At 50.5% G+C, this 22,205-nt stretch carries 23 protein-coding genes and 1 pseudogene; 14 read left to right on the top strand and 10 right to left on the bottom strand.

Annotated elements, in window-relative coordinates:
* The first annotated feature begins 111 nt into the window (after positions 1–111).
* Positions 112–1,308 carry an enoyl-ACP reductase FabV gene (gene fabV, locus OB87_RS11945; RefSeq protein ID WP_033569640.1) on the top strand — a complete coding sequence of 399 codons (1,197 nt, stop codon included), beginning with the start codon at positions 112–114 and terminating at the stop codon, positions 1,306–1,308.
* Positions 1,309–1,409: 101 nt separating this feature from the next.
* On the opposite strand, the gene OB87_RS11940 is transcribed toward fabV, so the two are convergent.
* From OB87_RS11940 to OB87_RS11920, 5 genes are all read right to left on the bottom strand, one after another.
* The gene (locus OB87_RS11940; protein WP_033569639.1) at positions 1,410–2,429 is read right to left on the bottom strand and encodes an AraC family transcriptional regulator; all 1,020 of its coding nucleotides are present in this window, start codon (positions 2,427–2,429) and stop codon (positions 1,410–1,412) included.
* 28 nt (positions 2,430–2,457) lie between these two features.
* On the bottom strand, positions 2,458–3,516 hold the full coding sequence (locus OB87_RS11935) for an NAD-dependent epimerase/dehydratase family protein (RefSeq protein ID WP_033569638.1): 1,059 nt from the start codon (positions 3,514–3,516) through the stop codon (positions 2,458–2,460).
* Between the two features lie 162 nt (positions 3,517–3,678).
* Positions 3,679–4,848, bottom strand: coding sequence for an MFS transporter (locus OB87_RS11930; RefSeq protein ID WP_033569637.1), 1,170 nt, complete (start codon positions 4,846–4,848; stop codon positions 3,679–3,681).
* A 158-nt stretch (positions 4,849–5,006) separates the two neighbouring features.
* Positions 5,007–5,936, bottom strand: a complete 930-nt coding sequence (locus OB87_RS11925) for a LysR family transcriptional regulator (protein ID WP_033569636.1) — start codon at positions 5,934–5,936, stop codon at positions 5,007–5,009.
* 446 nt (positions 5,937–6,382) lie between these two features.
* Entirely contained in the window at positions 6,383–6,628 is a 246-nt protein-coding gene (locus OB87_RS11920; RefSeq protein ID WP_033569635.1) for a helix-turn-helix domain-containing protein, read from the bottom strand.
* A gap of 105 nt (positions 6,629–6,733) precedes the next feature.
* On the opposite strand from OB87_RS11920, the gene OB87_RS11915 reads away from it, so the two are divergent.
* From OB87_RS11915 to OB87_RS19885, 11 genes are all read left to right on the top strand, one after another.
* On the top strand, positions 6,734–6,964 hold the full coding sequence (locus OB87_RS11915) for a helix-turn-helix domain-containing protein (RefSeq protein ID WP_033569634.1): 231 nt from the start codon (positions 6,734–6,736) through the stop codon (positions 6,962–6,964).
* A gap of 92 nt (positions 6,965–7,056) precedes the next feature.
* Positions 7,057–7,275 (top strand): helix-turn-helix domain-containing protein, encoded by a 219-nt coding sequence (locus OB87_RS11910; RefSeq protein ID WP_033569677.1) that lies wholly within the window; start codon positions 7,057–7,059, stop codon positions 7,273–7,275.
* 30 nt (positions 7,276–7,305) lie between these two features.
* On the top strand, positions 7,306–8,793 hold the full coding sequence (locus tag OB87_RS11905; protein ID WP_050515700.1) for a P-loop ATPase, Sll1717 family: 1,488 nt from the start codon (positions 7,306–7,308) through the stop codon (positions 8,791–8,793).
* A gap of 1,363 nt (positions 8,794–10,156) precedes the next feature.
* The gene (locus OB87_RS11900; RefSeq protein ID WP_012883992.1) at positions 10,157–10,675 is read left to right on the top strand and encodes an Hcp family type VI secretion system effector; all 519 of its coding nucleotides are present in this window, start codon (positions 10,157–10,159) and stop codon (positions 10,673–10,675) included.
* A gap of 163 nt (positions 10,676–10,838) precedes the next feature.
* Positions 10,839–13,148 (top strand): type VI secretion system Vgr family protein, encoded by a 2,310-nt coding sequence (locus tag OB87_RS11895; RefSeq protein WP_033569633.1) that lies wholly within the window; start codon positions 10,839–10,841, stop codon positions 13,146–13,148.
* Between the two features lie 14 nt (positions 13,149–13,162).
* A complete protein-coding gene (locus tag OB87_RS11890; RefSeq protein WP_033569632.1) occupies positions 13,163–13,774 on the top strand; it encodes a DUF4123 domain-containing protein in 612 nt (203 codons plus the stop codon).
* On the top strand, positions 13,761–14,147 hold the full coding sequence (locus OB87_RS11885) for a hypothetical protein (RefSeq protein ID WP_033569631.1): 387 nt from the start codon (positions 13,761–13,763) through the stop codon (positions 14,145–14,147). Before OB87_RS11890 ends, OB87_RS11885 begins: the two co-directional genes overlap by 14 nt.
* Positions 14,148–14,175: 28 nt before the next feature.
* On the top strand, positions 14,176–15,144 hold the full coding sequence (locus tag OB87_RS11880) for an HNH endonuclease (RefSeq protein ID WP_033569630.1): 969 nt from the start codon (positions 14,176–14,178) through the stop codon (positions 15,142–15,144).
* Positions 15,145–15,669, top strand: a complete 525-nt coding sequence (locus OB87_RS11875) for an SMI1/KNR4 family protein (protein ID WP_033569629.1) — start codon at positions 15,145–15,147, stop codon at positions 15,667–15,669.
* Between the two features lie 48 nt (positions 15,670–15,717).
* The gene (locus OB87_RS11870; RefSeq protein WP_033569628.1) at positions 15,718–16,482 is read left to right on the top strand and encodes a cell division cycle protein 123 family protein; all 765 of its coding nucleotides are present in this window, start codon (positions 15,718–15,720) and stop codon (positions 16,480–16,482) included.
* Between the two features lie 11 nt (positions 16,483–16,493).
* On the top strand, positions 16,494–16,793 hold the full coding sequence (locus OB87_RS19885) for a PAAR domain-containing protein (protein ID WP_071604502.1): 300 nt from the start codon (positions 16,494–16,496) through the stop codon (positions 16,791–16,793).
* A gap of 151 nt (positions 16,794–16,944) precedes the next feature.
* Here OB87_RS19885 and OB87_RS19880 read toward each other — a convergent pair.
* Together OB87_RS19880 and OB87_RS11865 are read right to left on the bottom strand one after the other, a co-directional pair.
* A pseudogene (locus tag OB87_RS19880) lies at positions 16,945–17,196 on the bottom strand (helix-turn-helix domain-containing protein); the annotation flags it as partial.
* Positions 17,197–17,403: 207 nt separating this feature from the next.
* Positions 17,404–18,282 carry a DUF2971 domain-containing protein gene (locus tag OB87_RS11865; protein WP_033569627.1) on the bottom strand — a complete coding sequence of 293 codons (879 nt, stop codon included), beginning with the start codon at positions 18,280–18,282 and terminating at the stop codon, positions 17,404–17,406.
* 457 nt (positions 18,283–18,739) lie between these two features.
* On the opposite strand from OB87_RS11865, the gene OB87_RS11860 reads away from it, so the two are divergent.
* Together OB87_RS11860 and OB87_RS11855 are read left to right on the top strand one after the other, a co-directional pair.
* A complete protein-coding gene (locus OB87_RS11860) occupies positions 18,740–19,024 on the top strand; it encodes a damage-inducible protein J (RefSeq protein WP_033569626.1) in 285 nt (94 codons plus the stop codon).
* Positions 19,021–19,332, top strand: a complete 312-nt coding sequence (locus OB87_RS11855) for a type II toxin-antitoxin system RelE/ParE family toxin (protein ID WP_033569625.1) — start codon at positions 19,021–19,023, stop codon at positions 19,330–19,332. Before OB87_RS11860 ends, OB87_RS11855 begins: the two co-directional genes overlap by 4 nt.
* 47 nt (positions 19,333–19,379) lie before the next feature.
* Here OB87_RS11855 and OB87_RS11850 read toward each other — a convergent pair whose 3' ends face one another.
* Genes OB87_RS11850 through trbF form a run of 3 tightly spaced genes read right to left on the bottom strand, consistent with a single transcriptional unit; the run spans position 19,380 to position 22,203 of the window.
* A complete protein-coding gene (locus tag OB87_RS11850; RefSeq protein WP_033569624.1) occupies positions 19,380–20,618 on the bottom strand; it encodes a TrbI/VirB10 family protein in 1,239 nt (412 codons plus the stop codon).
* Between the two features lie 2 nt (positions 20,619–20,620).
* A complete protein-coding gene (gene trbG / locus OB87_RS11845; protein ID WP_033569623.1) occupies positions 20,621–21,502 on the bottom strand; it encodes a P-type conjugative transfer protein TrbG in 882 nt (293 codons plus the stop codon).
* A complete protein-coding gene (trbF, locus tag OB87_RS11840; protein ID WP_033569622.1) occupies positions 21,499–22,203 on the bottom strand; it encodes a conjugal transfer protein TrbF in 705 nt (234 codons plus the stop codon). Before trbF ends, trbG begins: the two co-directional genes overlap by 4 nt.
* Between the last annotated feature and the right edge of the window lie 2 nt (positions 22,204–22,205).

Raw genomic sequence — 22,205 nt, 5'->3', positions numbered from 1 at the left:
TTCTCATTACAAAAATAAAGAACCCCTATTTATCGCCATGCTGTCAGCATGACGTCTATCGGTTTCTTTTTGAGTGATAAGACAATATCTACATTAATCAGGAGAACGTCTATGGTTATCAAACCACGGATTAAAGGTTTCATCTGCATTACTGCCCATCCAGCGGGATGTGAAGCCAACGTTAAACAGCAAATCGATTATGTTACCGCCAATAAGCCTGTCTCGAATGGCCCCAAAAAAGTGCTGGTTATCGGTGCCTCGACCGGATATGGCCTGGCAGCACGTATCACCGCCGCGTTTGGTGCCGATGCAGACACCCTTGGCATCGCATTTGAACGCCCAGGAAGCGACAGTAAACCAGGAACCGCTGGATGGTATAACACCGCCGCGTTTGAAAAGTTTGCCCACGAGAAAGGGCGTTATGCCAAAACCATCAATGGCGATGCGTTTTCTGATGAGATAAAAGCCTTAACCATCGACACCATTAAACGTGACCTCGGCCAGGTCGACCTGGTGATTTACAGCCTCGCCGCGCCCAGACGTACCCACCCGAAAACCGGTCAGGTCTATTCATCCGTGTTAAAACCGATCGGTGCCGACATTCGTTTACCGGGCATTGATACCGATAAAGAACTGGTGAAAGAGTTCGCGCTCGAAGCCGCAACGCCGGAAGAGATCGAAAATACGGTTGCGGTCATGGGGGGCGAAGACTGGCAAATGTGGATCGATGCGCTCAATGATGCCGGTGTATTGGCTCAGGGAGCCAAAACAACGGCGTTCACCTATCTTGGCGCTGACATCACTCATGCCATTTACTGGAATGGTTCAATCGGTGCGGCTAAAAAAGACCTGGATAAAAAAGTATTAAATATCCGCGAAACCTTAGCGGATATCGGAGGAGAAGCCTACGTCTCCGTATTGAAAGCCGTCGTTACCCAGGCCAGCTCGGCGATCCCCATCATGCCGCTGTACTTGTCATTACTTTTCAAAGTGATGAAAGAAAAGGGAACACATGAAGGCTGTATCGAACAGATTTACGGGCTGTTCAGTGATTCACTGTACAACACCTCTCCGGTTATTGATGACGAAGGCCGCCTGCGTACCGACTATAAAGAATTAGCCTCGGACATTCAGGCTTACGTCAACCAACACTGGCACAATGTAACGGCTGAGAATCTTTATCAGGTCACCGACTTTGCCGGTTATAAAGAGGAATTCCTGCGGTTGTTTGGTTTTAACATTGACGGGGTAGATTACGCTGAGGATGTCAATCCAAACGTCCTTATCCCCAGCCTGATTGAAAAATAACCGATACCGAACAGTCTACATCGGGGCGACGCGTGGTGTAATAACGCCGTCGCCCTCGTCAGACAAGGTATAAACCCGGTTGCCGCGGTGCAACCGGGCTGTTATCCAGCATTCTTCGCCGCGCCAACGGCCACGCGATACCGAAACTCCCCCGGAGACACGCCCGTCCACACCTTGAAGGCGCGGATAAACGAATTGGCATCCTGAAATCCAAGCAGAAAAGCAATTTCACCTTGCGAAATACTAAGGTGGCCGAGGTAGTGTTGCGCCAGCTGCTGACGGGTGAGGTTCAGAACCTCGGTGAAACTGGTCGATTCTTCACTCAGTTGTCGCTGTAACGAGCGCCGACTCACCGCCAAACGTTTCGCCACGACGTCGAGTGAGTACTCCCCGGCAGGCAACCCTTCAAGCAGCATCGCCTTAACGCGGTCGCACATTGTCGCCATCGTGTCCAGCGACGACAGCCGCTTACGTAAGCCGGGTTCGAAATACGTCCACATTGGTTCATTCTCGGTAAGAAACGGCCGGACGCCATCCTGACTCGAAAAAGCAACGCGGATCGCCGCCCCTTTACGCGGCAATACCCCGAAATAATCGGCATAGTCATCAAGGTGCTCCGGTATAGCCGGTAAAATCACCTCTCGCGGCACCACCCGATGACGCGTGCCAAGCCTCACCAGTTGCGTGATGAAGACCAGCTCGCCGAGCGCCAGGCTTTTCGGCATCTGGCCCTCGTTCCCGTAGCACTCCAGTGTTACAGAGGTCTGCACAGGGCTGATATCGACCGTCAGGATCAACGGGCCGACAAGTCTCTTGAACGCTGAAAGGCGTTGCATGGCGACGTTGAGATTGGGGCTGCACAGGCTCGCAAAAATCGGAGGATCGAACGCTTCGACGGAAATCGCCTGCCCAACCCGAAACGGCAACGCAACATCCCCAGCGGAATCCTCAAGGGCTTGCCACAACTGAAAATATTGTGCGGCGGTGATGCTTGCCTCTTTACGGGCAAACAAATCCGCCGGAAGACCGGCCAGACGCAGCACGTGATCGGGATTGAATCCCATATCACACATCAGTAATCGCCAGCCGGGCTGAACGTAAAAGTGCGTAGCGCGTTTCATCTCTGCTCTCTCCAAACCGCAGATACTACTACTCAGTAATCTGGTGGCTATCGATCATCTGCTGAAACATATCCTGAATCGATATCTGTAATGGCCGGTAAACCATCATCAGCTCGCGAACACTTTTCTGATTATCCGCCCGCCATGAATATCCAACGTTGCGAGACACGAACTTACGCGTGGTGCTCTTGTCAGCTAACGGAGCAACCAGCCAGACCAGCCATTTAGGCAGGATACGGCGCGGAATGGGGTACGCCTGATACTTCGGCAACAGCGCGCGGGCAATGTCAGGAAGCGAAGTATTGTGCCCGGAAACGATGAACCGCCCTTTGGCATCGGGCAGGTAAGCCGCCCGCAGGTGCGCCTCGGCCAGATCCCGCACATCCACCACACCACAGCCGATATCGGGAATACCGGCTTTCATTCGCCCGTTCCCTAACTGCCGCACCACATTGAAGCTCTCCGAGGTGCCATGTGGATTGGTTCCCGGACCGATAACCAGGCTGGGATTGATGGCAACCAAATCCCAGCGCAACTGTTTTGTGGCGATATCCCAGGCATCACGCTCTGCAACGGTCTTTGAATAAGAATAGGGAACATGTTGCAGCGACGAACTGGTATTCCAGATATCCTCCGTCAGAATGTGATTCGGCGTCTTTTCGATATCGGCATTATCGCCGTAAATCGCCGCACAACTGCTGGTCAGCACAACACGCCTGACTGACTCAACCTTGTTGACGGTTTCCAGCACGTTTCGCGTCCCAAGCCGTGCCGGATCAACCAGCTCTTTCTGGGGATTATGAATATCGAGCTTAAACGGGGATGCGGTATGAAACACGATACCGCACCCCTTCATGGCTTGCGCATACGACCCCGGCTCAAGCAAGTCCGCCTTGAAGAAGCGAAGCGTACCCGGCTGACCTGTCGCCATATCATTCAGATGTCCAGTCTTCCTGACATCGTTCGGATCTCGCACGGCGGCGTGAACGGTGACGCCTTCTTCCAACAGGCGTTTAACAAGCCAGCCCGCGACATAGCCCGTTGCGCCAGTCACCAGAACGGGCTTGGTTTTATCAATGTCGAGCATGATGCATTCCTCATAGTTTGATGCAGCGCCAGATGGCCGCGTGTCAGTCAGCAAACGCTGAGGACATTCTCTCCTGTCATACGCGCCAGGACACTCGCCATCCGCGCCAGGTGACATGCAATGCGCGCCAATATTCGTCAATCCGCGCCAGAGTCAGCGTTTTCAGTACTGCTCGGCTGTATGGCCTGTTTTATCCGTCAGGCCGGATAAAACGGCCAGGATAAGCGCGATGGCAGACAGCACCGCACCGGCCCAGTTCGGCGACTGCAAACCAAAACCGGCGGTGATAACGGCTCCGCCAAGCCACGCACCAACGGCGTTCCCAAGGTTGAAAAGCCCAATATTGACGGCGGAGGCGAGCGTCGGTGCACCGGCCGCTCGGGCTTTATCCATAACCAGTTTCTGGATAGGTGAAACGGTCGCGAACCCGAAAGCCGCCATCAGAAAGATACAGACAGCAGAGATTACCTGGCTGTGAACGCTGAAATTAAAAATCGCCAGCACCACCGCCTGCGCCGCCAGCGTGACATAAAGCATGGGCATCAAGGCGCGATCGGCATATCGCCCGCCCAGTTGGTTGCCGACAAACAGCCCCAAACCGAAAAGCAGCATCAGCCAGGCCAGGTTGCTTTCACGGTATCCGGCCAGCTCGGTCATCATCGGCGCGATGTAGGTTATCGAGGTGAAAAAAGCACCCGGTCCGAAAATGGTGATCCCCATTGCCAGCAGTACGTTGACGTTACGAAAGGCATAAAACTCCTGAGCAAAGTTCTGATTCTCCGGCCGGGGCTGATGCGGAATCAGCATCATCACGCTGATCGCCGTGATGACCCCGATAACAGCAATAACCATAAAGGAATCACGCCATGAAATGTGCTGCCCAATCCACGTCCCGGCAGGTACGCCTATCAGGTTAGCCAGCGTCAGCCCCATAAACATAAATGCGATGGCCCTGACACGTTTAGAGGGCGCAACCATGTCTGCGGCGATGATGGAGCCAATACCAAAGAAGGCACCGTGCGTCATAGAGGTGATGATTCGGCCCAGAATCGCCATGCTCATGGAAGGGGCAAAGGCGGTGATGAGGTTACCCGTGACAAACAGCAACATCAGAAAAACGAGCATGGCTTTTCGCGGGACGTTAGCTCCCAAAACAATCAGCGCCGGGGCGAAAACAAACACCCCCAACGCATAAGCGGTTGCCAGATTGCCCGCAACGGGAATACTGACGCTAAATTCGTTGGCGATAACGGGGAGAAGGCCAGCAATAATGAATTCGGTGGTTCCAATACCGAATGCACCTATCGCCAGCGCCAGAAGCGCTAATGGCATAACACATATCCTGTTCAGAAAAAAACTGCCTGCACCGGCACGCAGGGGGACATACCGGTAAACCTGCGTATCGGTGCAAGCAGAAACGGAAATACAGAGTAGAAGTTTATGTAAAGGCGATAAACACCCTCAAAATCGCCTGAGCGTAGATATAATTTCTACCTTAGCGATCCGAAGTGTCCACCTTCCGCGTGTTTCAGTAGCTCATCGACGATAAGCCGTATTTTTGGAAAGAGGTGTTTTGTTCTGGGCCAGACGATATTCAGTTCGACAGGCTCGGGAGTGTATTCAGCCAAAAGGGGAACAAGAAGGCCCCGCTCAAGAGCTTGGATAACCATCGCCTCCGGGAACTGAGCTATCCCCGCGCCAGCCAGACAGGCCTGAAGTTTCGCATCCCCGTCGCTGATCTCATGGGCCGTGGCTGACACAAAACGAATTTCCCGCTGGTCTTCCCCTCTGAAACGCCAGGCTAACGGCGCGCCCCGCCGATATCCCATAATACAATGATGCTTTTTCAGAGACGCCACATCGGCAGGCTCCCCGTAACGTTCAAGGTAGGCAGGCGCGGCGCACAAAATGAGCCGCTGTCTACTGAGACGCCGGGCAACCAGTTCATCGGTACTTTGCAGTTCGCCCAGGCGCAGAATCAGGTCAATCCCCTCCTCTACCGGGTCAATCAGCCGATCGTTAAAAGTAAGAATGAGCCGCAGAGCTGGATAGCGGGCCAGAACATCCAGCAGCACCGGCATCATCAGATTTCGGCCAAATGAGGCTGGCATGTCTATACGCACCGAACCCGCCGGTACTTCCTGCTTTCTGCACAGCGCGTGTTCAGCTGAGTCCAGAATATCCAGTGCCGACAGGCAACTTTTCAGATAAGCCTCTCCGTCACTCGTCAGGCTCAGCTTGCGCGTGGAACGGTGGAAAAGCTGAGTCCCCAGTCTTTCTTCAAGCCGGGCGATACTTTTTCCTACCGCAGATTTGGTAATGCCCAGGTGTTCGGCAGCTTCAGTAAAGCTACGGGACTGTGCCGCAATCACAAAGTTGGTAATCCCCCGCAAGGATTCCGCTGAAAATAAGGTAGCCATAAAGTTGACTCATTGAAGGAAAGCCGTGAGTTTATCAATGTGTAACTCTACACCAGGCTTACATCAGGCAGTATGTAAAGCGCAGGAATATCCTGAATAAAGGCTATATACGGTCTGGGAGACTACATGGTCGTTACCTTAATTCTCGTTAATGGATGATCATTAGCGCAGAAAGCACCTATCAGATTGCAAATCGCACTGGGCGACCTCACAAACGTTAAGAACACAGTTACCTTTGGCCGTGGTAACGTGGATGCGGCTTACCTCAGCAGAGTGAGAAAGACACAATGCACTGACTCGGCGATAGCCTTCGGGTATCAAGAGGCTAACGCATTGCGCTTGCTGGCTCCTGAGCGATTTCCGTTCTATAAAAATTCGCTCAGGAGCCTGGAAAGCCTCTCATTACGGCATAAAAATCTGTGTAAATTTTATCTAGCAAGTCGCCTTCACTCTGACTGACCTTCCCCACTCGGTGCGCGCTTGGGGTAATGATACCTTGAAGGCCAGATTTCTTCGGGACGTTTATTCAACGCGTTGGCGATCAAACGCTCGCCTTTAGGCCAATGCCGCACCAGCGTATTTGCCAACGTAGACGAGGCTAGCCCCGCTTCTCTCGAAACCGCCGCCAGCGTTGTTCCCCTCTTCCTTAAACCTGCAATGATATCCGCAGGATGCCAGTCATGTTGCTCCATACGACCTCCTTCACTGTTGACTATAAGTCACATCCTAACACAAAAACCGTTAATTGTGACTAATAGTCCGTGGACTGATAAGCATCAAAATCGAATGCTTGTCACATGAAAACATCCGATTCGATCAAAGTCCTGTTAGGACAACGCGTTAAGGCGCTCAGATTGCAGGCGGGGCTATCTCAGGAAGCCTTTGCGGAAAAGTGTGGGCTGGATCGTACTTATATCAGCGGCATTGAGCGAGGGATGAGAAACCCAACACTGGAAGTGCTTTATATCCTTGCAACCGGATTACATACCGATCTACCCACGCTGTTTGCATTCCACGATCCAGCCTGATTTTTGAGCCTAATCGATTAAGTCAACGAAATAGCACATATGTGACTCATCGTCCGTGGTCTGATAAGCAACGAGAGATAATGCTTATCTGCATGGAGAATGCAAAAAACATCACCGTCCGTTTTGGACAACGCGTAAAAACACTTCGCTTACAGGCTGGACTCTCCCAAGAGGCTTTCGCTGACAAGTGCGGTTTAGATCGCACCTATATCAGTGGGATTGAGCGAGGGGTTAGAAATCCGACGCTGGAAGTGATTGGGGTTATTGCTGACGGGTTGGGAATCGAATTAAAATTTTTATTTAATCTCTAAAAACCTTTAATATAAAGAGGTAAAATTACTATGCCATATTTACCCAATCTAATTAAATATTTTAAAGGCGGAAGCGCAGAATCGGAAAAAGACATACGGGGAGAAGTTTTTGTTCCTCCAGCCAATATGGATTCTCTGATGAGCTTCGATTTCCACTCAAGTGTAATTCTTCTAGGAAATAAGGGGGTTGGTAAGTCTATATTCGTTAGTGTTTTACATGAAGCATATTTAGAAAACAATGAATTATCTTTACTCATTACACCTAATGATCTAGAGTGCGATCCTATTTTAGACAAAAAAACTCTTGCAGATAGAAAAAGCATTGCATATGGGCAGATATTGCGTTCAATTTCTGGAATAATTGGCAAGTTCTCTAATGAAAATGAAATTGCAATTAATTCAGATGTTGTTGCCCTACAAAAACTTGCTATTAATGAAGGCTTTTCGAAACCAGATTTAATATCTAAATTCTCAAAACTATTATCTGAAGTTACCCCATATGGTGGAAAAGTAGCAAAAGCACTTCTTGATGCTCAAGGAAGAGAGCTAGGTAAAAACAATTTAACGAATATAGTCAACAAATACCTATTAGAAAGAAATAAAACTTTATGGCTATTTATAGACGATATTGACGAAGCTGGAGCAAAAAATTCAAAAGGGCTCTTCGATTATGGCGCATGTTGGGCTATCATTGCTGCAATAATTGAGTTATCTGAAGATATTAGTGCTCTCAAATGCGTTATTTCAGTAAGAACTGATATTTGGCATTTAATGACCAAAACACATAAACATGGAACCGAGCGTAAAGATAAAATTGGACAAATTAATGAGTTAAAATTTAGTGAAGAGGAACTACGTAAAATCTTCAATCGTAGAGTCGATCTTGCTGCTCAAGATGCAAACTCACAACAAGGCCAAAAGACTTTTTTTCAACAAAAAAACATTACTCTACCTGGATTGAAAGGTGAGCGTAGAAACTGGGATCAATGGCTTGCGAAACTATCTCGCCATCGTCCACGAGATTTAGTTAAAGCTGTCCAAATGTTAATTTCTGAAGCAAAATCTTCAGGAAGTAATGTTATAGGAGACTCTCAAGCCCATGCAATTCTTTACGAATATGGGGCACAAAGAATAGATAATATTGTTGACGAATACGGTCAAATTTGTCCACAAATTAAAGAAACCATTGACGATTTAACAGAAAAAAATACATATTCATTTAAGGAGGTTATTGAATTGCTAAAAAAAACACCAAGCAGAAGAGCAACGCAAATTGATGGAATTGCAATGCAACCCACAAATGAATTTGCTATAGAATTGCTTCGATTGCTTCATATGGCATGTTTTATCAATCCTAGATTAGACTCATTGGACGAATATACCCATTTCAACTATAATGATTACCCTAAACTTGTTGACATGGCCAAGTTTAATGAATTACAACAATATTCTTGGCAAATTCACCCGACCTTCCACTCATATGCTGCTGAACAACGAAAAAAAAGCAGTTTTCGCTAATAACCTCTATGAATTAATATAGAAATCAGATCAATAGTTGTATAACTTAACTACTGATCTGATTTTAAAGAATAAATAATTTTTTCTCTGAAATGCTACCTCAAATTACACCCCAAATAGACTCGGTCATCACATACTTACTTTTCGTTCACAATCCACCCATCAACCATATCCGCCCAATCCTGCAATATTTTCCGGCGTTGCTCGATGTACTCCGCCTTGTTGTAAACCGCCCGAACGCCGCGCTATTCGTGGGCAAGGCTTTTTCAATCTAGTCCGTATTAGATCCGGCTTCATTGTAGATATGTGGAGGCGGCGGTGCAGCGCAGATCATGGATGGTGAAATCCCTTAGCGACAGCCCTTGCTTTTGCACCGATTGGATAGTGCTATTCACCACATTCATAAGCGAGCCGATGGTAAAGCTGTCACGGTAGTCATTTTAACCCCAGTTCTTCATCTCCGCTAACATACCGCCCCTTCCTCTGCCGATTCTTTTTTACCGTGAACAACCACCGTAAAAATGGCTGGAATTGCGTAGCTTTTGATAGACGTCAGAAAACAAAAATCGCCAGAAAGCACATGACTTTACTGGCGATTTTAGACGTTAGTGGAACTCAGTGGATGCTAAAAACTTATTCCCACTCGATTATCAACAGACTTCGCAACCCGCATGTTTAAAGGGTTTGATGGTGATTGATCTGGGGCCGATACCGTCGCTTTTACCGTCAAACGCATACATCTTTGGCTGACGCGGAAGATGGAGCAATTTGCGGGGCGTCGACGTTTTCAGGCTAATTGTCAATCAGATTTCATTATAGCGGATTGCCGAATTTAGGTCATGGACGGTTTTCAGAAAGATACCACGCAGTTTCATTTTTCACGTCTGCAATTTTACCGCCTCACCGTTACGAGCATTTCGCGCCATGATTTCGCCATGGCAGTTGAAAATCTCGGGTGTGGTTAACACCCTGCCGCAGCATTGGGGACCATTGGTCTGTAGTTCACTTTTCATCCTGCCTGCCTCGCCCCAAGCCTATCCCTCCGTCAGAGCGCCGCGGTCGCACAGAACACATTACGTGATAGTTGTCACATAAAAATAGGCATCTAACGCTCACAAAACAACCACCAACAGAATAAATACAAAATCTGCGCAACTTCTTGCTCACTTTCCAGCATAAATCCCTGTTTGCGCAATGGATGCCGTTTTTTCGGGAGGTCTGCGCAATTTTTTGCTCAAATTTGACTTAGGGAAAATGACGATATTATTTTTCCCTTTAAAAACAATGCAATAAAAGTTGGCATAGTCATTGCTTTATGAACAGTGAAGTCACATCTAATCGTTCAACAACAAGGAGCAAGACTATGCCAACCCCATGTTATATCAGCATCGAAGGTAAAACTCAGGGCAATATCACCGCCGGTGCCTTTACTTCCGACTCCGTCGGTAACATCTACGTGCAGGGTCACGAAGACGAGATGCTGGTGCAGGAATTCAAACACATCGTCACCGTCCCGACCGACCCGCAGTCCGGCCAGCCTGCCGGTCAGCGCGTACACAAGCCGTTCAAGTTCACCGTCGCGCTGAACAAAGCCGTCCCGCTGCTGTATAACGCGCTGGCCTCCGGCGAAATGCTGCCGACCGTGACCCTGAAGTGGTACCGCACCTCTGTCGAAGGCAAGCAGGAGCACTTCTTCACCACCAAACTGACCGACGCCACCATTGTCGACATCAACAACCAGATGCCGCATTGCCAGGACCCGTCCAAGCAGGATTACACCCAGCTGATCGAAGTGTCGCTGGCGTACCGCAAGATCGACTGGGAACACACCGTGGCCGGGACTTCCGGCTCTGACGACTGGCGCGCGCCGATCGAAGCGTAATTGCCATCAACCCGGACCCCGGTCCGGGTTTTTCTGTTTTTGTCTGTGCTGAGCGATGGTGTGCCTATCGCTGAGTGCAGGCGCATTCATTGTGATAGTGCACTGACACTCGGCACAGACCGGGTGTGCGGTAGCTATGGAGCCGGGGAAAGGAGGAAACAGGGTGGCCAACAGTACAGGATTGCAGTTTACCGTGAAAATCGGCGCATTGGCGGACACCACCTTCGCGGTGGTGGATTTTGAGCTGAGCGAGGCGCTGAACCAGCCGTTTGCGCTGTCGCTGAGCCTTGCCAGCAGTCAGGCGGATATCGACTTTGGCGCGGTGCTGGACCAGCCGTGCGAGCTGCTGGTGTGGTACGAAGGCGAACTGCAGCGCCGGGTCAGCGGTATCGTCAGCCGCTTTGCCCAGGGCGACACCGGTTTTCGCCGCACCCGCTACCAGGCCGAGGTACGCCCGGCGCTGTGGCGGCTCGGTCTGCGCACCAACGCCCGCATCTTCCAGACCAAAAAACCGGATGAGATCATCACCGAACTGTTGCAGGAAGCCGGTATCAGCGATTTTGCCTTTGCCCTGCGCCACGACCACGCGGTGCGCGAGTACTGCGTGCAGTACCGCGAAAGCGACCTGGCGTTCATCAACCGGCTGGCAGCAGAAGAAGGGCTGTTCTACTTCCACGAATTCGAAGCCGGCAAGCACCGGGTGGTGTTTGCCGATGACGCCGGTGCGCTGACCAAAGGCCCGGAGCTGTTCTTCAATCTCGCCACGCAGGGGCTGAGCGAAGGGGCGTATGTGCGCCGTTTCCGTTATGCCGAAGCAGTCAGTACCGCTGAGGTGGCGCTGAAGGATTACAGCTTCAAGACCCCGGCCTACGGGCTGCTGCATAACAGGATGAGCAGCGAGCTGGACCACCAGCGCGAATCCTACCAGCACTTTGATTACCCCGGCCGCTTCAAGCAGGACCCGAGCGGCAAGGCGTTTACCGGCTACCGGCTGGATGCGCTGCGTGCCGGGGCGATGACCGGGGCGGGTGAATCCAACGCCGCCGAACTGAGGCCGGGCAGCACCTTTACCCTCACCGAGCACCCGAACCCGGCATTCAACCTGGCCTGGCAGGTGGTGGCGGTGACCCACAGTGGCCAGCAGCCGCAGGCGCTGGAGGAAGAGAGCGGCGGCGAGCCGACCACCCTCAGCAACAGTTTCGAGGTGGTGAAGGCCACCACCACCTGGCGTGCGGCTATGCCGTACAAGCCGATGGTGGACGGCCCGCAGATTGCCACCGTGGTCGGCCCGGCGGGCGAAGAGATTTACTGCGACGAGTTTGGCCGGGTGAAGCTGCAGTTCCCGTGGGACCGCTACGGTGCCAGCGACGACCAGAGTTCGTGCTGGGTGCGGGTCAGTCAGGGCTGGGCCGGTGGCCAGTACGGCCTGATTGCCATTCCGCGCATCGGTCATGAGGTGGTGGTGAGCTTTCTGGAAGGCGACCCGGACCAGCCCATCGTCACCGGGCGCACTTTTCACGCCACCAACCCGTCTCCGTATACCCTGCCGGAACATAAAACCAAAACGGTTATTCGCTCAGACTCCCACCGTGGGAGCGGATACAACGAGCTCTCTTTTGAGGATGAGTCAGGGCAGGAGAATATTCATATTCATGCCCAGAAGGATATGTCAGTGAAGATATTGCACGACATGACGACACGGGTGGATTCCAGTGCGGTGGAAAGCATTGGAGAAAACCGAAGTACAGAAATCGGTAAGCATCACCAGCACCGTGTCGGCGGTAATATGAATCTGACGGTAGGAGGACAAGGGCTCGGACTGTTAGGGGGATTGTTCAGCCTGATATCCAATAGCGGCAAGTTTATGAAGAAAGAATCGGCCAAGGTTGGTGAGCCGGGTGTGGAACAGTTTGCGGATGACATCAATAAAGTCGGTGCAGCCGCAGAAACCCTGTCATTGACAGCAGGAAAATCATTTACTGATGCAGGCGGCTTCAGGTCCAACGCTGGCGTGGATATGGTATCGAAAGGCACATCTCTGGCCGGGCTACTTTCCAGCCTGATGCCGGGCTCTGGTATTTTTAATACGGTAGTCGAAAAGTTTCGTTCGGATACAACAGGAATTGCCAGTACCGAACAGGTCGGGCTTTATAAAAATACGCTGGTGGGCCACACCCAGACACTGTCCGTCGGTCAGGTATTGAAACTGTTGGTTGGCGATAAATATGACATCGAAACCAAAGGCTCTATTTTCTCCCGGACATTGAAACATACGCTGTATGCCAAAGAGAAAGTCGTCATCGGTGGTCCAGGGGGTTCGATCACTATTGATGACAGCGGTATCACCATCAAGGCGAAGACAATCAAGATGAAAGCCTCATCAATTGATATGTCCGGTGGAGCGGCAGAACAAGCCGCAGCACTGAGCAGTGATAAACCATTCTCGGAAGAATGCCCGTACAAAAAGAAATAAGCAGGGAGCTAACCATGCTGGAAAATCCGTATGACGCGGTGAGTGATAGCCTGAAAACAACGGTATTCACGCCTGCAATGATCCATGAAGATGACCAGGAAAAAACGTTACACACCTATCTGTTACTGAATGCAGCAGCCAGTCCAGACATTGCTGTCTGCCTGGAGGGTTTTGCACCGATCTACCGCTCGTTATTCGATGTGTCCGTTCTGGATAATCTCGGCCATGTCGCACCTTACCTAGTGCAGGTTGATGCGCACAGCGATGTGCTGGACTGGTGGCTGGCAGACGGCTATATGCGGCAGTGGGGAATCATCGTGCGCAGCTCCTTGTCACTGATACCACTGGTCAGGCATTTCAAAAAATTCACCAAAGTGACTAATGGTGGAAAAACCTACTTTTTCCGTTTCTATCAGCCTAAGACGTTTAACCAGTTTATTCCACGCCTGACGCAGGAACAGTTGGCGGCATTCTTTGCCCCACTTTATGCGGTATATGCGGAAACCACGGATGAGCCAGAGCGATTGATGTATTACACCCATGACACGAATAAATTGCATGTGGCGCAACTGGTCTTGCCTGTCACACCATCACATAAGGAGAGCCCAACGCATGTGGCACTTTGACGACCTGCAAATGGAATCGCATTTGATGAGCGATAAAGACTTCTCCCGATGGTTTGTCGACGAGGTGATGGAAGCATCGCTGCCGGAACACAAGCAAGGGCATACGCCGGAAACGCTGTATACGATGACGCTGAATGGCAGGGAAATCGCTAAAAAATTCAATATTCACAAGCCGACTAACCAGGCGAAATTCCTGTATTTCATGTGGGGTATCGGATCGAACTTCTTTGAATTTGATGGCTTTAAGCAAATCCTTACGGATACAGCGCGGAGTGAAGATGAGCGGCTGGAGGCACTCTTCACCGACGTCAGCGAAGATCAAGGTGCAGATGCCGTTATGAAGAGTCATCCGAATTACTGGTTTCCGGAGTGAACCGGTTAGACCATCAAAGGAGAAAGCCATGGCGAATATCAGATCGCGAAGCGAAAGCCCGGAGATCGAAGCCGATCGCAAAAAAGTGATGGATATGGAGTCACAATATAACGACCTGATCGTGGATAGCGGTCTGGCAGCGGCAGGTGCTGCGCCACCGCCGTTTGGTACGGCAGCGGATGTCGTATCGTTAGGACGTTCATTATTTAAAGGTGACTGGGGCGGAGCCGCTCTTGATGCTTTAGGGTTTATCCCGATACTGGGTGATGGAGCTAAAGCTGGAAAAATCGCGGCAAAAGTGGAAAAAGTCACCGCTGCGCTGTCGAAAGCCAAAGCGGCACTAAATACGAAGGTATTTGCGACAACACGGGAAAACGCCAAGAAATACTGGAAAGAGCTAATAGCAAAAAGAAAGCAGGAAAAACTGGATAAAGAGCTGGGGAAATGCACAACAGAAGAATGTAAAAAACTGGCCAAAGAAAAATTTGAGAAAGATAAATCAATGGATCCAGGACGCCTCCCCTCCTCCGAAAAAGGGAGTTGGGTGGGACCTGACGGTAAACCCTGCCCACCCGGTACGGGTATGTACAAGCCCGATCCAGAGAAAAACAAAAGCCTCTATGAAGCAGTTCAGCGTCACGGTAAAGAAGGTGTGCCTTTCAAAGATGGGCACCCCGATTTTTCAGGTTTCCCACCATTAAAAGATGGCAAACCCATCGGTGATGGAGGAAAACCCTATCAGGTAGAAATAGACATGAGTGGTGTAAGAACGCGTGATTTTGCTGCGTCCAGATCTGCATACGGCGAAAAATACGGCGAAAAATTTAATATGGAATACGAACGTGTTGGTACATGGCATCACGAACCAGATGGCGTTACCATGACGTTGGTTGACAAAAAAGTTCATACTGCATTTGATGATAAAGAATTAGGTAGGGCAAATGGAGGCACTCCTCATGCAGGGGGGGATTCTATGTGGCGTAGCGAGGATTTTTAAATGAGCATTGAAAAACAAGATTTAATTAAATGGGAAAACAATGAGCCTGGCATTACAGTCGATGTTCAAAAAATTCACGATGTTATAAATAAGGTTGAACAGAATTTATCCGTCAAACTACCTGATGAATATAAAGATTATCTCATTCTTGTCGGCGATCAAACATCTTGGCCGCAGGAGGATTGTGGTTACTTCCTGGCAAAATACAATGGAAAAACCATTCAGGTATTAATGTCAGTACTTTTCCCGACTGAGGATGTGATCGATTCTACAAAATTATTACAAGAGTCAATATATGAAAACCGGACTCTTTTATCCAATGGCTTGATTGTTATTGGTTGCGATTACGATGATATCGCTGATGCTTACCTTGTCTATGATATAAGAGAAAACTCCCTGACATATCAACATGTCTTTCATTGGAGATATTATCAGGACAACTTAGTTGTTGGAGATGGGCTAGGTTTAGTCGCTCATTCATTAAAAGATTTTTTACACACACCAACGTCAGAAGATAAGTTGTAATTTTGGTACACAGGCGCAATAACATTATAACGTCAAGGCTTATCTGGTATGTACACTGAGCACAAACAGACTTTTATCGAAAACTGGCCGGAAACGCTTTTGACGCTTTCTTTCCAGAGCGAAGGCATTGAGCTTCATGAACGGGACGTTATAGCGATCGGTGCTTGTACTAGCGAGTTCATGGATGCGAAACGATTACTGGAAAAACCACCATTTTCTGAACAATTACGCGATGATATTGAGTATATATTGTCGAAATTTACTACGCCGGTTTTCGTGAGATTTGGTGGAGTCAGTTATCATGAGGCAACCATTCCGCGGACCAACAACGTGGATGACGTGATCAGGCAATTGTCTGTTTCCAGTCATCGAGTGGCATCCTATCTTTGGGATTGTCTGCAATCATCAACGCCAGCCTGGCTATTTTTGCGGGGATGGCATGATATTCCACGATGGGGCGAATTCAGATGCTTTATTAAGGATGGTAACGTCGTCGGTGTATCCCAATATCATTGCTTGGAATATTTTCCTTTCTTAACCGAACATGCCGATGAAATACGCCAACAAATCATTCAGTTTCTGCGAAAATTGATACCGTTACTACATATGGATAGTGTTGTTGCAGATATCGCAATTACCCATCAGAACGGACAATACGACACAATGTTGATCGAACTTAATCCGTTTATTCAGCGTACTGATGCCTGCCTGTTTTCCTGGCTGAATGGCGGGGATTTTAATGGCCGCATAAGAGTGAATCTTAGTCAGGCGGATGCGTCGGCAGAAAAGCGCAGAAGGCCTTATCTACTATAGGAGAAATACCCATGGGAAAACCCGTCGCAATACTCGGTCACATGCATGTCTGTCCAAAAGTCGAGCCCGGCCCAGTACCGCATGTAGGTGGGCCAATTATTGATGCAGGACAGTCAGTTGTCACTATCAATGGAACCCCCGTTGCCGTTGTCGGGGGAAAAGCGTTGTGTACTGGGGTAGGCATGCAGGATGGACTGGTTTCGGGGTCATCTCTCTTTACTATTGAAGGCAAGCCAGTTGTAAGAATGGGCGATGGATGTGCTCACGGTGGAAAAATAGTACAAGGTTGGCCAACAATAACATCTGATTAAATAGATGTACTCCCTCTATATCTGCAGCACCAATACCATCGGCTCACTAAGCAGCCTTGATCTACCCAACGATAAAGAAATACAAAAAAACTCGTTGAGGCGAGTCTTTGCTGAAAGAATAAAAACCTTGTCGAATGTCTCAGGGCGTGACCGGCCAGCAAGGAGCACGACCGGGCCTGAGGCTCTTGAGTCCTTCAACACCCTGTAAAGTAAACCAGTTTATCCATCTTCCGACGGATGAACGCGCAGCACAGAGCAATCTGGCAACCTCGGTGACGGTAATTCCCCGATGCAACATCAACATGGCAATGAGTCGTCTGGCATAATTTTTATCGCGTGTTTGTTGGGCTTCTTTGCACATCAGTTGTCGTTCTTCATCAGGGATTGCTGCTATGATCGGCATCGCTCAGTCCGGTTGGTGATTTGTGATGTTTGGCGATTGATCAGATCGCTCAACTCGGACTGAGTTCCCTTCAAGTGATCTACTATTTGGCGAAACTATTTAGAGAAGAGGTATGCTGACAGTGACATATCGATAAGATATCTTCATTTAACCTATTACGACTAAATATTATTACGATAAAAAATCCTTGGATAATAAACATCCTTGTTATAGTTTCTTCTGCTGAGGTATAGTTCTAACTATTTTAAAACCGAATGGTGAAGGATGATTGGTCCAACTGCCGGAAGTATCATAAAACTGCAGGCAAAAATCTTCATCATTTAATAAAGCATGATTGAAATCGACCACCCCAAACTCATCATCACATTCTATTAAGTCTATGATCTCTTGCTTTTTTTCCTCATCCATCATGCAGCCAAACGTTATTGATCGAATGTTTTTTTTATTAAAGTCGAACAAATGAATTTTCTCATCTATTACCTTTGATGCCTCGCTCAATGGTAATACTGCTCTGTACTCTTGCTCATACCCCCATTCCTTAGATTTTCTGTAGAAGATCCTTTGAAAGTTACTATCATCAATATCTTCAAAAGTTAAATAATCTCTATTGTTACTATACTCTACCTTTACAATTTCTAAGCTGGGTATAAATTCCGCATCAAACTCGATAACAAACCCACTATGAGATTTTGCATAATGAGACCACATTAATATATTTGTTCTTGGATCTTTTTTTTCCGGAACCGAAACTGACAGGAATGGATTTATATTATCATTTGAAGTCAAACTAAGGACACCATAACGACTTATTTTTTCTTTATATATCTTTTGATACTCATCTAACCGACGTTCTCTTTCTGATGCAAAAACCATATCCTCCTCAGAATACTTAATATTATCAATCTCTTCTTCCGAAAGACGTGAGATGAATTCCAAAAAGGTACGAGATAGAGGGGTAATTACTGGCTCTAGCTCAAACGGATCATTAAATTGACCAATTGGTGAAAATCTAATTCGCCCATTTTTCAAAATATCTTTTCGTTCAAATGCCACAAATTTAAAAAAAGATGATGGTTTTATTCTCATTGCCAACCTTTCATTTCCAATAATGCATCTCGCAAGGCATATGTCGACAAATAGGACATTTTTTACCTGCTTTCATGATGTTAACTCATACCAACCTAACTCTCATGCATTTATATTTCAAAAAATTTTCACTAAATCATTAGTTTGAGGCCTACTAAATTTATACAGGTGACTTGTGCGGCCCGTCAGTGAACAAGCTAATGCTAGCCAATTCCGCTTCTGGCACAAAGCTGCCTGTCAGCTTAAGTTTAGTTCTGCGCATTAAACAGTGCCAGTTCAGGTCTGAGCTAATATACATTATGTTAGATGCTAGCTTCTACAACAGAACCGCCACTGTATCCTGAGAACAGCGTTACACGGTAAGCAGATTCTCCCCTTCAAAAAAGCAGCAAAAACTGACGAGATTGGATAAAATGACACCACAAGTGACAACACATGCAATCTATCGGAGGCGGTCATGGGGACAATACACTTCAGAATTGACGAGGAAACCAAACGTCTGGCTATGAAGGCTGCTGAGCGTCAGCAGGTCAGTCTTACCGAACTGATGCGCCAGCGTGCGGAAGAACTGGCCGAGGAAGAGCGACAGTACCAGCGCCATACCGGTGATGAATGGTTGGAAGCGAAAATTCAGGAAGCCTTCGCCCGTTACGATGCCGGTGAGGTCCAGTTCATCAGCAATGATGAGGCCAGTCAACGTATGGCGGTGCTGAAAGCGCAAGCCGCCCAGGGGGAACTGTGACGGCAACGGTTCGCTGGGAAAGGCAAGCTATCGCTGACCGCGAAGACATTTACCGTTACCTGTACCAGAACGCGGGACTGGAGGTCGCCAATGCCACCGATGACAAATTCGCCGCCGCAGTGGCGTTGCTGGAAACCACCCCGGAAGCCGGTGTCAGCATAGGGAAGTCGGGAGAACGGCGTAAACTGGTGCTGGCCCGGCTGCCGTTTATTTTGGTCTATGCGCTGAAACGCCACAGCGGCGACGTACATATCTTACGGCTATTGCATACCGCCCGGGATGTGTCGGCACGCTACCGTTCCAGATAAACGCCCATTCAGGGCCCCTGCTTCGTTCCTTCTCGTCCATACCCCATTCAGCGTGCACTTCCCTGATTAAAAAACAGCGGTTGATACGGCCTTAACACCAAATCCCTGTTGACGATGATACGAACCGGCAGACCTGGCCGTTCGGTTAGTGTCGGCTGAATATCGAGGTTACGCCGGGTGAGCTCTTGTCCCGCCTGACTGACCGAATCCTGCAAACTGTCACGTCCGGCAAGAATAATGCGATCGCCATGCTGTCGGTTCTCCGGGGCAGCCAGTTCGGCTCCCACCCCCAGTAGTGTGGTCATCGCCGCGCCGGCAATCACACGATCCCAATGCCAGTCCACCTGATCTTCCAGCCCGACGTAACCGGCCGGGTCGGCACCAGCCAGATTATCCAGCGTCAGCGACGATGTATCCGGCAGGATAACGCGGTTCCAGACCACCTGAACCCGGCTTTGCCCATAGCTGACCTGGCTGTTGTATTTACCCAGCAAGCGCGAGCCTTGCGGGATTAGCAGATAATGTCCGGTCGCGCTGTCGTAGACCGGTTCGGTGACGGTGGCGATCACCGGCCCCGGCAGGTCGGAACGAATACCGGTCACCAGCGCCCCTGCAATCACTGTTCCGGCCATCACCTGATAAGGCGAAGCCGGTAGCCGCAGATCGCCGTGATTTCGGGTATCAGTCATGTCACCGAGCAGGAACGCCTCTTTCTGATCCTGCCGGATACCGGAAACCGCTCCCTGCTCGGCCATTGGGTCAGCCGCAATCGGGGCTGGAGGTGGGCTGGTGGACGCCGGCGGTGGTACCGGCTGGCTGCCACGACGAAAGAACACCGGCGAGGCAGCAGCGTCTTCAGCTTCTTTCAGGTGTGCCTGACTCGCCGATTCATAGGCATCTGGCCCGGATGGTGTGGCCGCCTTAGCGGCGCGGATCATGGGCGGTCCCATATCCCCCGGCAGCGGCGGCCCCAATACAGGTGCCACCTCCGCAGGTTTCGTCGGCAACCGGGTGTAATCCGCCGGTAGCCGGCTTAGTGCTTCGGTTTTCGCCACCCGCTCGACGTTATAACGTTCAGCCAGTTCACCGTTATCATGCGGCCTCGGGCGCTGTAATGCCCACAGCGTCGCTGCCAGCACCGCCAGCGCCAAACCGCCGGTCAGGATGAACAGCGATCGCCGATTCAGCCGGGTCACCGGGCGTGGCCTGCTGCGCAGCGCCAGTGTCTCGGGGGCCACTTTCTCTGACGGTGCTGGCGTGCTATCCGCCTGTGATTCCGGTTGCATATTCACGGGCTCCGTCCATCGGTACGCGTAATGCGCACCACCTGGGCACTGCCATTGCCCAGTCGCAGCTCGGCCGCCCCGAACAACCGGTCCACCACGTAGTACGGCGGCTGGAACCGGTAATTCACCAGTTGTCCGTCCCCCTGTGGACCGATGACGAACAGCGGTGGCAGTTCACCCTGCGCGATACCGGCCGGAAACCGGATATAGACCTTTTCCCCGTCATCAAACACCTGTCGGGGGCACCACGGCGGGCGATCACCGCTGATAACGTAACGAAAGTGGAGCCTGCCAGGTGCCAGCGCGCTTTCCGGTGACCGGAGCGATGTGGCTGGTGAAGGTATCGACGCCGGATCGGCTGGGTACTGCCATGACACCGTCGCCATCCAGCGCGTCCCGCCGGAGGTCATCAGCAGCAGGTAAACCCGCCGGCTGGTGGTGATCACCAGGTTGGTTTTCAGCCCGGCCCGCACCGGCTTGACCATGATATTGACGCGCTGTTCGCTGCCCGAGCCGCTGGTGGTATCACCGACAATCCAGCGAGCCGTATCACCGGCCGCCACATTTGTCAGTGTTTCACCCGGTTGCAGGGCAATCACAGTGACGCGCTCCGGTGCCGTATAAAGCCGATACATCGTCCCCTCGGTATAACGCCAGGACGACAGGTCGCTGTTATCTGCAACGCGCCAGTTATTACTACCCGACAGTTCGCTCCCCATTCGTCCGGGCGCTCCGTTCTCCCCCTTCCCCACCACTATAGAGGCCGGTGGCATCGGAACAGGCTCATCCAGATCGATAACCGGTGGCCGGTTTCCCATACCGTGACACCCTGTCAGCACCAGTATCAAGTAACAGGCAGAACCGTAATACCACCACGTTCTCATGGCTGACCGCCTTCCGGCATCGCCAGTTCCCGGCTCCACGACAACCCGTTGATATAAATGCCCAACGGGTTTAACCGTAACTGCTGCTCGGTACGCGGCGTGTGCTGCACAACGGTCAGCATGGCAGTCCAGCGTTCGCTCTCCGACGGAGTGCCGTGGATAAAGTGTTGTTCGCTCCAGCGCACTTCAAACGATCGATCGCTGGAGCGCACCACACTGGCAATCTGCACCGTGACAGACTCGTTACCAATGCGGCTAAAGGGATCCTGGGCGCGGGCATAGGCGTTGAGCACCGCAGCACCCTGATCGGTGGTATAGGCATACGCCTCCAGCCAGTTCTGCCGCACCACAACCGGGTCAAGCGAGAGTGAACGCACCAGCGTGATAAAACGCGCCAGATGGTAGGCGATTTGTGCCTCGCTGGGCTGGTACGTCGTCACCGCCGGGGCCACCGCCCGCACCTCGCCGGATTTCTCCACCTCCACCACATAGGGGACGAGGGCCGATTGCATCGCCCGCCAGATCAGACCGACCGCCATCAGCAACGCCAGCAGCAGACAGCCAAAGGCCATCAGTCGCCAGTTCCTGGCTTGCACCCGAGCAGTGCCGATGCGGGTATCCCACACCTCGGCGGCTGCCTGATACGGTGTGGCGGGGGATGGTGTTTCGCCATAGTGCACCTGCGGTCGCCGAAAACGCATGG

This window comes from Dickeya undicola (assembly GCF_000784735.1).
Taxonomy (GTDB): Bacteria; Pseudomonadota; Gammaproteobacteria; order Enterobacterales; family Enterobacteriaceae; genus Dickeya; species Dickeya undicola.
This window is presented reverse-complemented; position numbering and strand designations above follow the sequence as displayed.

What these genes read in the sequence shown, in the direction of transcription:
- OB87_RS11870 (WP_033569628.1), top strand. Translation starts at nt 15,718, where the DNA reads ATGTACACTGAGCACAAACAGACTTTTATCGAAAACTGGCCGGAAACG.
- OB87_RS11880 (WP_033569630.1), top strand. Translation starts at nt 14,176, where the DNA reads ATGGCGAATATCAGATCGCGAAGCGAAAGCCCGGAGATCGAAGCCGAT.
- OB87_RS11875 (WP_033569629.1), top strand. Translation starts at nt 15,145, where the DNA reads ATGAGCATTGAAAAACAAGATTTAATTAAATGGGAAAACAATGAGCCT.
- OB87_RS11850 (WP_033569624.1), bottom strand. Translation starts at nt 20,618, where the DNA reads ATGCAACCGGAATCACAGGCGGATAGCACGCCAGCACCGTCAGAGAAA.
- OB87_RS11885 (WP_033569631.1), top strand. Translation starts at nt 13,761, where the DNA reads ATGTGGCACTTTGACGACCTGCAAATGGAATCGCATTTGATGAGCGAT.
- OB87_RS19885 (WP_071604502.1), top strand. Translation starts at nt 16,494, where the DNA reads ATGGGAAAACCCGTCGCAATACTCGGTCACATGCATGTCTGTCCAAAA.
- fabV (WP_033569640.1), top strand. Translation starts at nt 112, where the DNA reads ATGGTTATCAAACCACGGATTAAAGGTTTCATCTGCATTACTGCCCAT.
- OB87_RS11865 (WP_033569627.1), bottom strand. Translation starts at nt 18,282, where the DNA reads ATGAGAATAAAACCATCATCTTTTTTTAAATTTGTGGCATTTGAACGA.
- OB87_RS11905 (WP_050515700.1), top strand. Translation starts at nt 7,306, where the DNA reads ATGCCATATTTACCCAATCTAATTAAATATTTTAAAGGCGGAAGCGCA.
- OB87_RS11860 (WP_033569626.1), top strand. Translation starts at nt 18,740, where the DNA reads ATGGGGACAATACACTTCAGAATTGACGAGGAAACCAAACGTCTGGCT.
- OB87_RS11930 (WP_033569637.1), bottom strand. Translation starts at nt 4,848, where the DNA reads ATGCCATTAGCGCTTCTGGCGCTGGCGATAGGTGCATTCGGTATTGGA.
- trbG (WP_033569623.1), bottom strand. Translation starts at nt 21,502, where the DNA reads ATGAGAACGTGGTGGTATTACGGTTCTGCCTGTTACTTGATACTGGTG.
- OB87_RS11915 (WP_033569634.1), top strand. Translation starts at nt 6,734, where the DNA reads ATGAAAACATCCGATTCGATCAAAGTCCTGTTAGGACAACGCGTTAAG.
- OB87_RS11890 (WP_033569632.1), top strand. Translation starts at nt 13,163, where the DNA reads ATGCTGGAAAATCCGTATGACGCGGTGAGTGATAGCCTGAAAACAACG.
- OB87_RS11925 (WP_033569636.1), bottom strand. Translation starts at nt 5,936, where the DNA reads ATGGCTACCTTATTTTCAGCGGAATCCTTGCGGGGGATTACCAACTTT.
- OB87_RS11935 (WP_033569638.1), bottom strand. Translation starts at nt 3,516, where the DNA reads ATGCTCGACATTGATAAAACCAAGCCCGTTCTGGTGACTGGCGCAACG.
- OB87_RS11940 (WP_033569639.1), bottom strand. Translation starts at nt 2,429, where the DNA reads ATGAAACGCGCTACGCACTTTTACGTTCAGCCCGGCTGGCGATTACTG.
- OB87_RS11920 (WP_033569635.1), bottom strand. Translation starts at nt 6,628, where the DNA reads ATGGAGCAACATGACTGGCATCCTGCGGATATCATTGCAGGTTTAAGG.
- OB87_RS11910 (WP_033569677.1), top strand. Translation starts at nt 7,057, where the DNA reads ATGGAGAATGCAAAAAACATCACCGTCCGTTTTGGACAACGCGTAAAA.
- trbF (WP_033569622.1), bottom strand. Translation starts at nt 22,203, where the DNA reads ATGCGTTTTCGGCGACCGCAGGTGCACTATGGCGAAACACCATCCCCC.
- OB87_RS11900 (WP_012883992.1), top strand. Translation starts at nt 10,157, where the DNA reads ATGCCAACCCCATGTTATATCAGCATCGAAGGTAAAACTCAGGGCAAT.